The following is a 14042-nucleotide window of genomic DNA, read 5'->3' as shown; positions in this document are numbered from 1 at the left end:
GATTATTTCCCGCTCAGCAGACCGTGGACGTATTCAAGCCACAATGGTTTATCTAGGTTGAAGGAGGTGATCATCTTCAGGTCAAACTCACGGAAGAAGCCACTCAGAACAAACAGCAGAACAACGGTAATCATCATGGTACGCGTAATACGGTTCCAGCCATTATCATCAACGCCTTTCCCGATCAGGATACCGAGTACCAAACCTGGAATAGCGTTACCCATAATTAACTGTGCACAACCACCGAACAGGGTTGCCCAGAAGCCTGAACGGCGACCGGCATCCATCGCAGCTAACCAGAAAATAACTGGCATCACGGTGTTAACCAGTAAGTTTGCCGCAGGAACTAACACATTAATTGCTGTCGTTTGCAGTGCAGCCGGTACCGCAGATGCCGTGGTATTTAAGAAAGCGACTACAAAGGCCCCGATAATCGCACAGGCTATCGCCATTTTTTTCGGATTATGTAATGTGTCTGCCACACTACGGTTCTTGGTAAGTAGCGCTGCCGCACCCCAGTTTGGAATGATGCGGTGATCAACGTCTTGGGTAAATGCCCCAGCCGCAACGGAGGATGCCCATGCGTTGAAGAAAAATCCTAAGCCGAATGAGAAGTGGGATGCAGGATCGCCCTCACAAGCATTTAACTCACCTAATGTACGGAATGCTCCCATACCTTGAATGGTGGGGGCATGGAACATACGTGCCGCCCCTGCGCCTAAACCAAAGCCGCAGAGACCGCCGATAATCAGGGACATGCCCAATATTTCTAAGAAAGATGCAGTTTCACTCATGGAATTAACTCCAGACCTGATTGCTTTTATTGTTCTGTAAATGGAATTTCGTTAACAGAAAGTAAGGTGACATCTAGTGAAACGTCGAGCACGACACGAAAATGCTCACGTTTACGTGGCAAAAAGAGAAATAGAAATTTTTCTGTCCGCGACTGATAGTGAGCACTAACAATCTCAACATCCCGAGGCTCTATCCGTAGAATGATGTCTGTGCTGTCTTTAAGTACGGTTTTTTGAATCGAATTTAAGGCGTCAGCAATGGCTTTTTGCTTGGTATCGCCTTGCCCTGTCACCCGTACCACCGTTTCGATAGATTTTTTCATTAAGCGTTGCCGTATTTTTTATTAAATGCTTTAACTAAGCGCTCGCCTAACTCTTCCTTGTCCATAAAACCGAAACCTAAAACATTGCAACCATCTGCAATCGCGGTTTCTCCCTCTTCAATAGAGCGCATCCCATAACGAGCTTTGTAGCCATATTTAGTTTGAGCGGTGATAGCACCGGCGCCACCGCTGCCACAGAATGAAATTCCAAGGTCAGCTTGTTCTTGATGCATGACATCGCCCAGTTTCATATCTGCTGCAACACCGGGAACTACAATGGCTTTTCCACCGGCAGTTTCAACGCCCACTGCAACTTTCTGACCTTTACCTAAACGATCGCCGATAACAATAACGATTTGTTTCATAATGAATTCTCCAAACTTTATCTTGCTAAAAATTAATCATTAGAACGGGCAACTTCAAAGTGAACCGAGAGCAAGTAAGTCTCTTCAGGTGCCAAGCCCGGCAGTGTGTCGACAACTCTTTGTGCCAACGCGATAGAATGCGGTGATATTTCGTCAAATAAACTGATATCCACTTCAGGTAATGCTTCACCCGTTTTTGCTCTGGCAACCATGGCTTTTAGATGAGACTCCAACATTTGTTGTTGTACATCGGTGGTGTAGCACGCCTCCTGTTTTAGCCAGTCAGTAATCACTGCCAGCAGTTTTTGAGTGACCTCATCGATATCAAGGTCGTCGTCTAACATCTTAAAAACTACAACTGATTCACTCATAACTGTTTAAAATCCAAAGTAATATTAAAAATCAAATGACGAGGTTTCTTTATGTCTAATACCTTAATCGGTTCCTACGTGTTTTTGCAGACAGTGAATTTCCATTTCAAAGTGGAAATAAGCTGGAAATATTGAGAGATGAAAATAGGGTGATTTTTGGTCTAAAAGGAAGGCAAGTGGAAAAATAACGTATTTAGATAGGATGTAAATAAAGTATTTTCTAATAAATAAATTAAAAATTTTTAAAATTCAATATGTTAATTTTATTTTTAATTTATGGAAGTGACACCCACGGAAGGACGGAAAAGTGGAAATGAGCAAAGTGGAAATCGGATATCCGCTGGATTTCTATTTCCACTTGGTCAATTTACGCATCAACGGATGCATTTTGACGGGAAACTAATTGATGGAGTTGTGGTTAGGATCACGTAAAGATGCGTAACTTCCTTTTTTCCGTGGAAAAGTGGAAGCTACGCTATGCTAAAGAATTCGCGCGAGACTATCTTTAGCAATAGCTTGAAATTCATTGAAATTTTTGACGTTGACTAAGCGGCGAGTGGTTTTTTCTTTGACAAAAGTGACAAATAAATCATAAATCGCCATGGCTTCCTCGTAATCCGTTTTACTGATTGCCAGCAGAAAAATGACATACGCATTCTCTTTCGTTTCTTTATTCCACTCAATACCTTTGGGGGCAAGGATCGTGACAACGACGGTTTTATTGGCTAACAAGCCCAATGAATGTGGCAGGGCGATCCCTTCGCCAAGCAGCGTCGAAACAATGGATTCACGTTCTTGTAATGAGGGATAAAACTCAGCGGTGACATAACCTTCTTGTTGCAATTTACTGCATACCGTTTGGAAAAGTGCCTCTTGGCTAATTTTTTCGTTGATGACCATAAAAAATCGCTCATCAAAAAAACGCTCAATAATGTATGGGCGAGTTTGGTCTACCATGGCTAAGCGGCCGACTTGCTCCAACTGGTAAGGCGTGGGGAATGGCGCGATTTTAATCACAGGTTTATTTTTTTCAGAAATACGTACCGTCGTGATAACAAAATCTTCGCTGACTTCACTTAAGGACTCATATTCTTGCAGGGTTAATCCACGGCTGAATTTAAGCTGTGGAAATTCACGCATAATTTTGGATTCGACCACTCGAAAGGTTGAGTTACCCGCATCGGTCACGACCAAAACCTCAGTCTGACGCATGGAGCCTGCCCCATAGTTGCGCTCAAGGCTAACGCCAATATGTACCGCTAAATAACCCAACTCATCTTCATTCACGGGATAGGGTAATAGATGCTTACTGGCGCTGGTTAATGCACTTAAGGTGACATCGTAGGCAAATGGATAATATTGTTTTATATCTGATAGCAATGGATTTGGGGTGGAAATATGATACTGAAGCCGCGTGATTAGTGAGGAAAGGTGGGTATTTAAATCTTTTTTCAGTTTTTCATCACTGCGTAAATCATAGTTATAGCGATCATTGATGTAATTTAAAATATGTTCAGAGAGTGCATTGTGGCTGCCACTTTTTTGTGTGGTGGAATCCTGGTTATTAATGCGTTGGGCAATGATTTGGTCATGCAAAAAGTTGAGTTCTGCATGGGACAGATCATTTCCAAGGAAGTAAATTAGCCCTTTAGAAATTTCATCGCAGGCTTTGTTAATCACCTCTTCAACAGCATTATTTTTGGTATTCACTGTAAGTTCGTGACCGCGAGTAATGCGTAAAATGGTTACGGCACAGTTAAAGACTAAGTACAGATGCCCTTCATTACTAATACGAATATCAAAGCGATTCATACTATTATGAATAACTTTATCTATATAAGTTAAATCCAAATTATCAATGCAATCAGGATGGAACGTTGCTAAGTCTGGCGTAATTTGTTCGATAAATTGTCGCCATAGCGCTTCAGTCATACAAGCTCGGATCGCCCATTCACTGCCACTCAAACGAATGCCTTGATGAGGAATACTTTCTAATTGAACTTGGTATTTGTGAAGATGTTCCCTCACCGCGCCCATATCTTGTTGAATGGTGCTACGGCTGACAAACCACTCTTCAGCAATATCATCCAGTTTAACTGGCAGTGACAACATTAGGAGTTTCAACAATAGTGCATCAATACGTTCTTTACTGGTACGGGGAATATTGCTGTTGTTATCATTCTGCTGAGTAAATGCGGAAAATTGCTCTGCATTCTCGATTTTTAAGCGATAGCCACGTCCTCGCTCATACACAATATGGGCGCTGTGAGCTTCAATTAGTTCGTTGATTTCATTGATATCAGATCGGATTGTTCGCGTAGAAACAGAAAACAGTTTGGCTAATTCATCTTGAGGCACAACCTCATTGAGAATTCTCGAAAAAATTTGGTTGTGTCGCTGTTGAATGAATAATGCCACAAGAACACCTTTAAAATCAGAAAGTAAAAGTTTTAGTTAAAAAATGGGGGTTTTTAACTCTCTCATGGCTGGACTCTAACACAGGGTGATCGGTATATAGGAGGTATAAATGATTAGATTTGCGGCTTTATTTGCAAATTTTGATGTATATCTCCCGTTAACTGTCACCCTGTGAGGAATATTGATACCTAGAATTGCTCACCTATATCAATCAATAAACCACGAAATGCTTTTTCAGATTTTAGGGTTAATTGGTTTTCTTCTTGAACAAATACGCCGTCATTACAATTCATGGTTAATAGTGTTGGTTCCTTCCCGATAACGTGTAAACCACCATAAATAGACTGTAAATAAGCATGTTTCCCTCTCAATGAGATAGTTTTTGATTGATTAGGTGCTAAATAAATTTGGCTGATCCAAATTTTTTGGCGAAGTTGTAAGCTTTGTTCTTCACCATCTGGAGAGGCGATTAACCAGTTTTCTTGCTCTGACAATGACAGTTTTTGTGGCGGCAATGATTCTTGCTCTGGACAGGCATTTAACCACAGTTGTAACCGTGTTAATGGCGTTTTGGAGCAGATATTATGCTCGCTATAGCTCAAATCAGGTCTTGGGGAGAAGCTGACACACTCACCTTGCTTGGCACTGATGACATTACCTAAATTATCACGGTATTCAGCATGCCCTTGCAGAATAATATTCAGAATATCCACATGTGGGTAAACCCGTGGTTGGAAGGCATTATCCGGTGCGATGATTTCTTGATTCAGTACTTTTAATGTTTTGAATCCCATCAACTCAGGATCAAAATAGTGACCAAATGAAAAGGTATAGCGAGCTTGTAGCCAACCATAGTCTGCTTTTCCACAATGGTTAGCTGATCTTAATTTCATCATAGTGGTTAACCCTCACTCAAAAATAGTGGTAATAATATATTGTCATAATAAATATCTGGACGTTGAATTGTTAGCCAGTTAATCTGTTTCCTTCATTCAAATTTCCTGAAAGAGATACATCATGAGCAAAGAGAGAGCATTAACACTTGAGTCATTACGGGTGATGGATGCAATCGATCGTCGTGGAAGTTTTGCCGCAGCGGCTGAGGAATTAGGGCGAGTTCCCTCCGCGCTAAGCTACACCATGCAGAAGCTAGAAGAAGAGCTTGATGTTATTTTGTTTGACCGTTCAGGACATCGCACTAAATTTACCAATGTAGGGCGCATGCTATTAGAGCGCGGCAGAGTGCTCCTTGAAGCCGCGGATAAGCTGACTTCAGATGCGGAAGCCTTAGCAAAAGGTTGGGAAACCCACTTAACTATCGTGTGTGAAGCATTAGTGCCTGCCGAATTGTTATTTCCCCTTGTCGATAAGCTGGCTGAAAAATCAGAAACTCAGTTGTCACTGATTACTGAAGTACTAGCAGGCGCATGGGAACGTTTAGAAAATGGGCGTGCGGATATTGTTATCGCCCCTGATATGCATTTTCGTTCATCATCGGAAGTGAACTCAAAGGTTCTATATACGCTTAATCATATTTATGTGGCGAGCCCAAATCATCCTATCCATCAAGAACCTGAACCTCTATCCGAAACAACGCGGGTGAAATACCGTGGGATTGCCGTGGCGGATACCGCCCGTGAGCGCCCAGTGATCACCGTGCAACTGTTAGACAAACAGCAGCGATTAACGGTATCGAGTATTCAAGATAAGCGTAAGGCACTCATTGCCGGGCTAGGCGTGGCAACGATGCCATACCCGCTGGTGGAACAGGATATTAAAGAAGGTCGACTGAAAGTGGTGGGGGCGGAATTTAGCCATGAATCGAATATGATTATGGCGTGGCGTCGCGATAGTATGGGGGAGGCGAAGTCTTGGTGTCTCCGTGAAATCCCTAAATTATTTAGATCTTGATCTCGTCATACTTCAAGCCGTAGCTGTGTTGGCTTCATAAAGTTACCCTAGTCACATACTTGTGTATGCTCCTAGGGATAACTTCACTTGCCGCCTTGCTACAACTCGAATTATTTAGAGATCACTCGTGGAGCTACTCGGAAAAGCAAAAATAAAAAAGAAAGCAAAGACAGAAGCAAAAAGCAAAGACAGAAGTGAGAACGGAAGCAAAAAAAGCACCTCCGAGGAGGTGCAAAGGTATTGGACAAATAGGATGAAGATGTCTAATTGAGGGTAACGCTAATGTCTACTGGCTCGATAGTGACTAAAAAATCGAGATTACCATTTCTTGTTTAATAAATGGTCAATACTGAATTTACCTGGGCCAGTGACCGCTAACAGAATATAGCCGCCTGCGATGGTCAGGTTTTTCATAAACATCAAACTGTTTGGATCAACGCTGAAATTCGTATGGAACAGCAGCGCGGTTAATGCAGTGAATAATGCGGTAAAAATTGCGGTTGTACGGGTTAATAGACCCAGTAAAATTGCAATTCCACCACCCAGCTCAAGTAAAATGGTCAGAGGCAGTAAAAAGCCCGGGACACCCATCGCTTGCATATATTGTTGAGTTCCTGCGTAGGCATCACCTAACTTGCCGTAGCCAGCAACAATAAACAGAATTGGCATCAAAATACGTGCTAATAAAATAGCTCCACTTTCTAAATTTTTCATTGAATCTCTCCAGATAAAACGGTCATTAAATTTTAACTAATTGCGATAATTATCGCGTTATAAGCTAAGTTTCAGCACGAAAGGGCTAGAAATCTTTGATGCGCTTATCTTATGGCTTAACTCATTCAATAAAAAGCTAAGCTTATTAACAAAGATAGACAAAAAAATTGAATGTGTTTAGTTAGGCGTGAAAAAGAGAGTAAATAGAGATAGTTAACTCTATCTAATTGACAAATAGTGACTATTTTTGTCTGGATGGGATAGGCTATTTCTGATTAATGCTATTTAAGCTGCTTTTTAGTGTGCGAATTAAACCCCATGTCGCAATCGCTTTTTTGCTTAATGAGATAAATCGATTGGGATGTCTTAGAGAGATAATCGAAATAAGCCCTGTCGCTGCGATAAATATTGGGCGGAATGTCATCAAGGTTTGCCATGCACGATCATAAGGGGCAGTGGCTTGTAACCAATCTTGTTTATTGGCCGATAACTCGGCTCGTTGCTGTTCAATATCAGCAACCAGCCTGAGTTTTTTTTCTGCGAGCAATTGGCGTTTACTTTTGCTCATCATCAACTCCCGTTAACGCTTGAGTATCTTTACGTAATTGTTCGCGAGTTGACCCTAACAGTGTCGATTGTTTGGCTTTTTTTAGCGTCCAAATAGCAAAGATAATCGCCAGTAACACCAAGGTGCCAGTGGTGATAGCTAAAGCTTGATAACGGTATATTGGATCCACGGACCAAAAAATCAACCCAATAAGACACATCAGACCAAATGCAGTAAATAGAAGTGTCAGCCCTGCTAATAATAATAAATGAACAAGGTTAAGTTTTTCTTCTTCGAGTTCAACCGCAATCAGTTGGATACGTGTCTCCACCATTTTCACGGTAAGACCCAATATTCTTTGCAGTGAATCTAGGACCCTTTTACCGGGTCCTTGACGTGGTGATGGCTGTTCCATAGTGACCAATTAACGTTTAGAGAGCAACATGCCAAGAACAACACCGACAGCGGCACCGATTCCGACACTCTTCCATGGGTTTTCGTGGACGTAGTTATCAGCCTGACCCGCAATTTCTTTTGTTTGCGCGGTGATTTTTTCGCTGGCTTGCCCTAATTTTGCTCTTGAAGAGGAAAGGGCTTCACGCGCTTTGGCCTTTAAGCCTTCAATTTCTTCTTTTGATTTATCTTGGGTAGTGTTAAGCATCGATTCTAGAGAATCTGCGAGTGATTTAAGTTCTGCACGTAGATCTTCGGATGAATGGTTAGATGACATAGTCGAATCTCCTATCAATAGAAAAAAGTTGCCGTAATAATACCTACAATAGCTTTTTTTGAATTAAGTGCAATCAGTAATTGAGAGAGTTGAAAAGGAAGGAGGCAGGAATAACAAAATTATTCCTGCATAAAATCCGAGAAGGTTATTTATTTACGAGAAAACTTTTTCTTAACCACAACTGCGATACTACCGACAAGACCCAATACTAATAAACAGACTGGAATTAGCATCAGGACATTCATGATTCGGTGTTCATATTGTTGGAAAATAGGACTTTTACCAAACCCATAACCAATAGCGGTTAAAATCAGTACCCATAATAGACCGCTTAACCAGTTGAATAGCTGAAAACGACCATTTTTTAAACCAGCAAGACCCGCGATGGTTGGGAGTAATGTTCTAACGAACGCTAAGAAGCGACCAATCAATAACGCAGCAAGCCCATGGCGGTGAAACAGACCATAGGCACGTTGATGGTAGTGCTCAGGAAGATGGTCTAACCATCCTTTAACTATTTTGGTATTACTTAGCCAGCGCCCCTGTATATAACCAATCCAACAGCCAATACTTGCACCAGCGGTTAAAATAACAATGGTTAAGGGGTAGCTTAACGTGCCTTTAGCGATTAATACGCCAACCAGAATCAGTAGGCTATCTCCCGGTAGAAAAGCTGCGGGTAAGACCCCGTTTTCTAATAGCAGGATAGCAAAAAGCATGAAGTAAATGGACCATATCAACGAGGGGTTAGATAAGGTTTCGTAATCTTGGTGCCAAAGGGCGAAAAAAAGTTCTCTAACTAATTCCATTAATGTTTCCTAAACGGCAATAACAGCAACAAACTTGTTGTTGGGCAGGGATAAATGGATTAAGTAAATGCCTGAATGAACGAGTTGTTTCTTCAGACTGTTAGTGTAAAACCCGACCACTTTAACAAAACAAAAAATAACTAAACAGCAAATTTTAAGCTTATTTTGAGGATCCATTTAATTTGAGGGGGATTCTTACAATTTACTCATCATTTGTTAAACCATTAAAGATAATCAAAATACGTGGATGCCACTATAGATAGTTAGAAATTCCCATAATTAGTCAGTTAATTTCCGTTTAGTTAATAAAAAATAGTATTAAATCATTGTTAGCTAATTATTGCATTTTAAGACTAATTACCTTATCGTATGCGCATAGCAAAGGGGAGTAACTTCTTCTGTCGGATTATCGTCATTACGGTACACACATTGTACCCGGTAACCGAGCACCACAAATTCCTAATCTTAGGTTATCTGTGTTGTAAGTGAGACCTTGCCAGAAGGCGAGGTTTGCTCATCGTTTACAACCAAAAGTGATAACTTGAGGGAAAAACATTTAAGCGGCTGATGTCTTCTGGATATCAGCCGTTTTTTTGCGTCATTTTTTTGTTTGGTAAGGGTATAAAATGAACTCTGTGGGTAATCCAATTTTGTGGGGCAGCTTCGCTGTCATGATCCTAGTTATGTTGCTGGTCGATATGTTTTGGCAAGGAAAACATAAAGGTCAGGCTATGTCGATGAAACAAGCGGCTGGCTGGAGCATCTTGTGGGTAACGTTATCGCTAATTTTTGCGGGTGGTTTGTGGTGGTATTTCAATGACACGGTTGGACGTGAATTTGCCGATACGCAAACTATGGCATTCTTAACAGGCTACCTGTTAGAAAAAGCGTTAGCGGTCGATAACGTGTTTGTTTGGTTAATGTTGTTTGGCTATTTTGCAATCCCAGCAAATTTACAGCGCCGCGTATTAGTTTACGGTGTACTTGGGGCTATCGTGCTGCGTACGATTATGATCTTCGCGGGTAGCTGGTTAGTGTCGCAATTTAGTTGGATCCTGTATGTCTTCGGTGCGTTCTTATTATTCACGGGTATAAAAATGGCGTTTGCCAAAGAAGATGATTCCCCGATCAATGATAAGCCACTGGTGAAATGGGTTCGCTCGCATCTGCGTATGACGGATGAGCTGCACGGTGAGAAATTTTTCATTAAACGCAATGGGGTATTGTTCGCGACTCCACTGATTTTAGTGTTAATTTTAGTGGAAATTAGTGACGTCATTTTTGCGGTAGACAGTATCCCAGCAATTTTTGCTGTCACCACTGACCCGTTCATTGTCTTAACGTCGAACTTATTTGCTATCTTAGGTCTGCGTGCAATGTACTTCTTATTAGCAGGTGTGGCTGAGAAGTTCTCGATGCTGAAATATGGTTTAGCCATTATTCTGACCTTTATCGGTGTGAAGATGCTGCTAATCGATATTTACCATATTCCAACAGCAATTTCGTTAAGCACCGTTGCTGCTATTCTGATTCTGACATTAGTGATTAATGCGATTGTGAATAAGCGCAACGAAGCAAAAAATCTGATAAACGAATAATGTTTTTGTGGTGAGTTTTGATATGAATTAACCACCTTGAACCTTAAAACACCCAATGAAACTCATTGGGTGTTTTATTTTTCATCATGGTTTTTGTGTTTTTCCGAAAAAAGTGCCCCACAAACTTTTAGGGTTCATGGAGGCATCCAACCGATAAGGGTCGTCTTTTTCTGTACGGCATTGCGCTTGAATCTCATCCGACCAAACGGGGCGCCGGCTGGTAAGGATGCCAATATAACGAGGAATGCTGAATAAAAATGCCAGTGGGGCAAGAAAAGGCAACAATAAAATGGGGGCGCCGTTATAGAGTGTCATCAGATAAAAAAAGCTAAACCCATAGCTTTCTTTTTTCTCAGCTATTGGCAAGCAAAAAGAGATACGCGATTGCATGCCTTCCGGACCTTCTTCCATATACCGACGTACAAATTCCCAATGGGCTTTTAAGGCGGGGATACTGTTATGGGATGCCGGTAAACAAAAGGTATCCACAATCGTCACCCTATCTTCAGCGAGGACATGGCCGCTAATGTAGCAATCACTGCCATACATTGCTGCGGTGGTAAAAAAAATTTCATCCCATCGCGCACTAAAAACCGAGCCATCATGGCGATGAGCATGGACAAGTTGGTTCTTACGATCAAATCGGATGGGGTAATGTGTCCAAGCAAACCACTCTTTTTTTAATAAAAATAACATCCATATTCCTGTGGGAACAAAAATAATTCCTAAAACTAAAAGTCCTAATATTTCCTCTAATATATTTTCATTAGATGAAATAGTTAAAATACTTGAAGTTATCATTTTTAGATACGCACCTAGCATCATAAATCCTATCACCGAAGCAATAAAACTTAAGTAACCTTTTGACGAATAGTATTTATCCACCGTTTCTAAATAGTGTGAGTTTATTTCAATCACTTTTAAGTCAGGCATTAATTGGTCAGTCTCAAAATCCAGCCGTACTTTTTGGTCTAATTGTGTGGCGCGTTCACGCTCATTCAATGGGCGATTGAGTTTAAAATGGGGGAATAATCCGTAAATATCCATAATTGTTATCCTAATGCGCGTTGAAAGGCATCCATTTCCATTGACATGGTCGGGTAAATCTCTGGCCATTCACTTTGAGGAATATGTGTGGGCACTTTCCGCCACAGGCATTGCTCTAACCATTTTTGGATCTTATTTTGTCCTTCGATGGCGATGTAAATTGCCGCACGAATAATAACCTCAGCCTTCTATACATCAAAAACCAACACGTTATTGTATTGGTTCATGCGGGCGTGATTATTTTTTTGCTTTTCCGAAAAAAGTGCCCCACAAACTTTTAGGGTTCATGGAGGCATCCAACCGATAAGGGTCATTGTCTTCCACACGGCATTGTGCTTGAATCTTATCCGACCAAACGGGGCGCCGGCTGGTAAGGATGCCAATATAACGAGGAATGCTGAATAAAAATGCCAGTGGGGCAAGAAAAGGCAACAATAAAATGGGGGCGCCGTTATAGAGTGTCATCAGATAAAAAAAGCTAAACCCATAGCTTTCTTTTTTCTCAGCTATTGGCAAGCAAAAAGAGATACGCGATTGCATGCCTTCCGGACCTTCTTCCATATACCGACGTACAAATTCCCAATGGGCTTTTAAGGCGGGGATACTGTTATGGGATGCCGGTAAACAAAAGGTATCCACAATGGTCACGCCATCGTCGGCAAGGACATGGCCGCTAATGTAGCAATCACTGCCATGCATTGCGGCGGTGGTAAAAAAAACAATCATCCCATCGCGCACTAAACACGGAACCATCATGACGATGCGCATGGACAAGTTGGTTTTTACGATCAAATCGGATTGGGTAATGTGTCCAAGCAAACCACTCTTTTTTTAATAAAAACAACATCCCGAATGCTGTAGGGATAAAAATAGCCCCTACAAATAAAAGTGCTAGCCATTCCTCTAATGAATATTGCTGATAGACAATAGTTGTTACTATCATTGAAAAATAACCAATAATCGTCATAAAAGCCCCTGCCGAGGCAATAAAGCTCAAATAGCCTTTTGACGAATAGTATTTATCTACCGTTTCTAAATAATGTGAGTTTATCTCAATCACTTTCAAGTCAGGCATTAATTGGTCAGTCTCAAAATCCAGCCGTACTTTTTGGTCTAATTGTGTGGTGCGTTCACGCTCATTCAATGGGCGATTGAGTTTAAAATGGGGGAATAATCCGTAAATATCCATATTTTTATCCTAGTGCGCGTTCAAAGGCGTCCATTTCCATGGCCATGGTTGGGTAAATGTTTGGCCATTCACTTTGAGGGATATGCGCGGGCACTTGACGCCACAGGCATTGCTCTAACCATTTTTGGATCTTATTTTGCCCTTCGATGGCAATGTAAATTGCCGCACGAATAATAACCTCAGCCTTCTATACATCAGAAACCAACACGTTATTGTATTGGTTCATGCGGGGGTGATTATTTTTTTGCTTTTCCGAAAAAAGTGCCCCACAAACTTTTAGGGTTCATGGAGGCATCCAACCGATAAGGGTCATTGGCTTCCACACGGCATTGTGCTTGAATCTTATCCGACCAAACGGGGCGCCGGCTGGTAAGGATGCCAATATAACGAGGAATACTGAATAAAAATGCCAGTGGGGCAAGAAAAGGCAACAATAAAATGGGGGCGCCGTTATAGAGTGTCATCAGATAAAAAAAGCTAAACCCATAGCTTTCTTTTTTCTCAGCTATTGGCAAGCAAAAAGAGATACGCGATTGCATGCCTTCCGGACCTTCTTCCATATACCGACGTACAAATTCCCAATGGGCTTTTAAGGCGGGGATACTGTTATGGGATGCCGGTAAACAAAAGGTATCCACAATGGTCACGCCATCGTCGGCAAGGACATGGCCGCTAATGTAGCAATCACTGCCATACATTGCTGCGGTGGTAAAAAAAACATCATCCCACCGCGCACTAAATACGGAGCCATCATGACGATGGGCATGAACGAGTTGGTTTTTACGATCAAAGCGGATGGGGTAATGTGTCCAAGCAAACCACTCTTTTTTTAATAAAAACAACATGCCGAATGCTGTAGGGATAAAAATAGCCCCTAGAAATAAAAGTGCTAACCATTCCTCTAATGAATATTGCTGATAGACAATGGTTGTTACTATCATTGAAAAATAAGTAATAATCGGCATAAAAGCCCCTGCCGAGGCAATAAAACTCAGATACCCTTTTGATGAATAGTATTTATCCACCGTTTCTAAATAGTGCGAGTTCATTTCAATCACTTTCAAGTCAGGCATTAATTGGTCAGTCTCAAAATCCAGCCGTACTTTTTGGTCTAATTGTGTGGCGCGTTCACGCTCATTCAATGGGCGATTGAGTTTAAAAGTGGGGGGAATAATCCGTAAATCTCCATAATTGTTATCCTAATGCGCGTTGAAAGGCATCCATTT

General features: G+C 41.4%; 17 protein-coding genes. 2 read left to right on the top strand and 15 right to left on the bottom strand.

Features of this window, described 5'->3' with window-relative positions; all coding sequences use genetic code 11:
* Positions 1-2 precede the first annotated feature (2 nt).
* The 6 genes from PROVRUST_RS07650 to PROVRUST_RS07625 form a co-directional block, all read right to left on the bottom strand.
* Complete coding sequence (locus tag PROVRUST_RS07650) at positions 3-794, bottom strand: DUF4311 domain-containing protein (protein WP_006814191.1); 792 nt, start codon at positions 792-794, stop codon at positions 3-5.
* Between the two features lie 26 nt (positions 795-820).
* A complete protein-coding gene (locus PROVRUST_RS07645) occupies positions 821-1117 on the bottom strand; it encodes a DUF4312 family protein (protein WP_006814190.1) in 297 nt (98 codons plus the stop codon).
* Positions 1117-1482, bottom strand: coding sequence for an SFCGS family glycine-rich protein (locus PROVRUST_RS07640; protein ID WP_006814189.1), 366 nt, complete (start codon positions 1480-1482; stop codon positions 1117-1119). The genes PROVRUST_RS07645 and PROVRUST_RS07640 overlap by 1 nt, the downstream gene beginning before the upstream one ends.
* Positions 1483-1514: 32 nt before the next feature.
* Positions 1515-1853, bottom strand: coding sequence for a transcriptional antiterminator (locus tag PROVRUST_RS07635; RefSeq protein ID WP_006814188.1), 339 nt, complete (start codon positions 1851-1853; stop codon positions 1515-1517).
* Between the two features lie 480 nt (positions 1854-2333).
* Positions 2334-4271, bottom strand: a complete 1938-nt coding sequence (locus PROVRUST_RS07630) for a BglG family transcription antiterminator (RefSeq protein ID WP_006814186.1) — start codon at positions 4269-4271, stop codon at positions 2334-2336.
* Between the two features lie 188 nt (positions 4272-4459).
* Positions 4460-5167, bottom strand: a complete 708-nt coding sequence (locus tag PROVRUST_RS07625) for a pirin family protein (protein ID WP_006814185.1) — start codon at positions 5165-5167, stop codon at positions 4460-4462.
* A 121-nt stretch (positions 5168-5288) separates the two neighbouring features.
* Between PROVRUST_RS07625 and PROVRUST_RS07620 the strand changes: the two genes are divergently transcribed.
* On the top strand, positions 5289-6182 hold the full coding sequence (locus tag PROVRUST_RS07620; protein WP_006814184.1) for a LysR family transcriptional regulator: 894 nt from the start codon (positions 5289-5291) through the stop codon (positions 6180-6182).
* A 318-nt stretch (positions 6183-6500) separates the two neighbouring features.
* Here PROVRUST_RS07620 and PROVRUST_RS07615 read toward each other — a convergent pair whose 3' ends face one another.
* The 5 genes from PROVRUST_RS07615 to PROVRUST_RS07595 all read right to left on the bottom strand — a co-directional run bounded on the left by PROVRUST_RS07615 (position 6501) and on the right by PROVRUST_RS07595 (position 8982).
* Positions 6501-6896 carry a DoxX family protein gene (locus tag PROVRUST_RS07615; RefSeq protein ID WP_006814182.1) on the bottom strand — a complete coding sequence of 132 codons (396 nt, stop codon included), beginning with the start codon at positions 6894-6896 and terminating at the stop codon, positions 6501-6503.
* Between the two features lie 265 nt (positions 6897-7161).
* Positions 7162-7464 carry a YqjK-like family protein gene (locus tag PROVRUST_RS07610; protein WP_039854741.1) on the bottom strand — a complete coding sequence of 101 codons (303 nt, stop codon included), beginning with the start codon at positions 7462-7464 and terminating at the stop codon, positions 7162-7164.
* Entirely contained in the window at positions 7451-7858 is a 408-nt protein-coding gene (locus tag PROVRUST_RS07605; RefSeq protein ID WP_006814180.1) for a phage holin family protein, read from the bottom strand. The genes PROVRUST_RS07610 and PROVRUST_RS07605 overlap by 14 nt, the downstream gene beginning before the upstream one ends.
* Before the next feature lie 9 nt (positions 7859-7867).
* Positions 7868-8173, bottom strand: a complete 306-nt coding sequence (locus PROVRUST_RS07600; RefSeq protein ID WP_006814179.1) for an ElaB/YgaM/YqjD family protein — start codon at positions 8171-8173, stop codon at positions 7868-7870.
* A gap of 149 nt (positions 8174-8322) precedes the next feature.
* Positions 8323-8982, bottom strand: coding sequence for a DedA family protein (locus PROVRUST_RS07595; protein WP_006814178.1), 660 nt, complete (start codon positions 8980-8982; stop codon positions 8323-8325).
* 626 nt (positions 8983-9608) lie between these two features.
* On the opposite strand from PROVRUST_RS07595, the gene PROVRUST_RS07590 reads away from it, so the two are divergent.
* A complete protein-coding gene (locus PROVRUST_RS07590; protein ID WP_006814176.1) occupies positions 9609-10580 on the top strand; it encodes a TerC family protein in 972 nt (323 codons plus the stop codon).
* Between the two features lie 84 nt (positions 10581-10664).
* Here the strand turns inward: PROVRUST_RS07590 and PROVRUST_RS19570 are convergent, their stop codons facing one another.
* The 4 genes from PROVRUST_RS19570 to PROVRUST_RS18985 form a co-directional block, all read right to left on the bottom strand.
* The gene (locus tag PROVRUST_RS19570; protein WP_050767617.1) at positions 10665-11627 is read right to left on the bottom strand and encodes a DUF6708 domain-containing protein; all 963 of its coding nucleotides are present in this window, start codon (positions 11625-11627) and stop codon (positions 10665-10667) included.
* A gap of 237 nt (positions 11628-11864) precedes the next feature.
* Complete coding sequence (locus PROVRUST_RS20155) at positions 11865-12383, bottom strand: DUF6708 domain-containing protein (RefSeq protein ID WP_248696629.1); 519 nt, start codon at positions 12381-12383, stop codon at positions 11865-11867.
* Positions 12313-12816, bottom strand: a complete 504-nt coding sequence (locus PROVRUST_RS20150) for a hypothetical protein (protein WP_006814173.1) — start codon at positions 12814-12816, stop codon at positions 12313-12315. Before PROVRUST_RS20150 ends, PROVRUST_RS20155 begins: the two co-directional genes overlap by 71 nt.
* Before the next feature lie 236 nt (positions 12817-13052).
* Positions 13053-13958 carry a DUF6708 domain-containing protein gene (locus tag PROVRUST_RS18985; RefSeq protein ID WP_006814172.1) on the bottom strand — a complete coding sequence of 302 codons (906 nt, stop codon included), beginning with the start codon at positions 13956-13958 and terminating at the stop codon, positions 13053-13055.
* Positions 13959-14042 lie beyond the last annotated feature (84 nt).

It is taken from the genome of Providencia rustigianii DSM 4541 (assembly GCF_000156395.1).
Lineage (GTDB): Bacteria > Pseudomonadota > Gammaproteobacteria > Enterobacterales > Enterobacteriaceae > Providencia > Providencia rustigianii.
This window is presented reverse-complemented; position numbering and strand designations above follow the sequence as displayed.